This is a genomic window from Rahnella contaminans (assembly GCF_011065485.1).
GTDB classification, from domain to species: Bacteria; Pseudomonadota; Gammaproteobacteria; order Enterobacterales; family Enterobacteriaceae; genus Rahnella; species Rahnella contaminans.
The window spans coordinates 1-1762 of record NZ_JAADJS010000014.1 but is presented as its reverse complement, the minus strand read 5'-3'; the positions used below and the strand labels follow the sequence as shown (position 1 = coordinate 1762).

The following is a 1762-nucleotide window of genomic DNA, read 5'->3' as shown; positions in this document are numbered from 1 at the left end:
GGGTATAACGGTTCATATCACCTTACCGACGCTTTTCGCAGATTAGCACGCCCTTCATCGCCTCTGACTGCCTAGGCATCCACCGTGTACGCTTAGTCGCTTAACCTCACAACCCGAAGGTGTCTTAAAAGACATCATCGCGCTGCGATTATTTGAGAGACTCTGTTACAGACTAATCACCACTCAGTACTTCTACGGAGAGTGATGTTCAGCTGTAAACTTTCAATTTTTCAGCTTGTTCCAGATTGTTAAAGAGCAAAATACTTCGCAGCATACTGTTTCCAATACGCTCTGAAGTATTATTTAAAGGCTGTACGGTAATGGTGGAGCTAAGCGGGATCGAACCGCTGACCTCCTGCGTGCAAGGCAGGCGCTCTCCCAGCTGAGCTATAGCCCCATACAGTCACTTACAGATACCTTAATCACTAACACATCACAGGATGAGTTAGCCAATTTGTTCTCAGGCAAGGCGAAGTCATACGACGTTTGCTTGTGCAAACAAGTATGGCGACAACGCAGCATGAGGACGAATTGGTAGGCCTGAGTGGACTTGAACCACCGACCTCACCCTTATCAGGGGTGCGCTCTAACCACCTGAGCTACAAGCCTATTAAGGTATTTCTGCTCGTTACTTTCTATCAGACAATCTGTGTGGACACTGCACAATGCGTATCTTGAGGTAAGGAGGTGATCCAACCGCAGGTTCCCCTACGGTTACCTTGTTACGACTTCACCCCAGTCATGAATCACAAAGTGGTAAGCGCCCTCCCGAAGGTTAAGCTACCTACTTCTTTTGCAACCCACTCCCATGGTGTGACGGGCGGTGTGTACAAGGCCCGGGAACGTATTCACCGTAGCATTCTGATCTACGATTACTAGCGATTCCGACTTCATGGAGTCGAGTTGCAGACTCCAATCCGGACTACGACATACTTTATGAGGTCCGCTTGCTCTCGCGAGTTCGCTTCTCTTTGTATATGCCATTGTAGCACGTGTGTAGCCCTACTCGTAAGGGCCATGATGACTTGACGTCATCCCCACCTTCCTCCGGTTTATCACCGGCAGTCTCCTTTGAGTTCCCACCATTACGTGCTGGCAACAAAGGATAAGGGTTGCGCTCGTTGCGGGACTTAACCCAACATTTCACAACACGAGCTGACGACAGCCATGCAGCACCTGTCTCAGAGTTCCCGAAGGCACTAAGCTATCTCTAGCGAATTCTCTGGATGTCAAGAGTAGGTAAGGTTCTTCGCGTTGCATCGAATTAAACCACATGCTCCACCGCTTGTGCGGGCCCCCGTCAATTCATTTGAGTTTTAACCTTGCGGCCGTACTCCCCAGGCGGTCGACTTAACGCGTTAGCTCCGGAAGCCACGCCTCAAGGGCACAACCTCCAAGTCGACATCGTTTACAGCGTGGACTACCAGGGTATCTAATCCTGTTTGCTCCCCACGCTTTCGCACCTGAGCGTCAGTCTTTGTCCAGGGGGCCGCCTTCGCCACCGGTATTCCTCCAGATCTCTACGCATTTCACCGCTACACCTGGAATTCTACCCCCCTCTACAAGACTCTAGCTTGCCAGTTTCAAATGCAGTTCCCAAGTTAAGCTCGGGGATTTCACATCTGACTTAACAAACCGCCTGCGTGCGCTTTACGCCCAGTAATTCCGATTAACGCTTGCACCCTCCGTATTACCGCGGCTGCTGGCACGGAGTTAGCCGGTGCTTCTTCTGCGAGTAACGTCAATCGTTGCAGCTATTAAC

General features: G+C 50.6%; 2 tRNA genes and 2 rRNA genes. All 4 read right to left on the bottom strand.

Going from position 1 to position 1762, the window contains the following annotated elements:
- Positions 1-106, bottom strand: a 23S ribosomal RNA gene (locus tag GW579_RS23740); the annotation flags it as partial.
- 215 nt (positions 107-321) lie between these two features.
- A tRNA-Ala gene (locus GW579_RS23735) sits at positions 322-397 on the bottom strand.
- A gap of 135 nt (positions 398-532) precedes the next feature.
- A tRNA-Ile gene (locus tag GW579_RS23730) sits at positions 533-609 on the bottom strand.
- Between the two features lie 71 nt (positions 610-680).
- Positions 681-1762: ribosomal RNA gene (locus GW579_RS23725) — 16S ribosomal RNA — on the bottom strand; the annotation flags it as partial.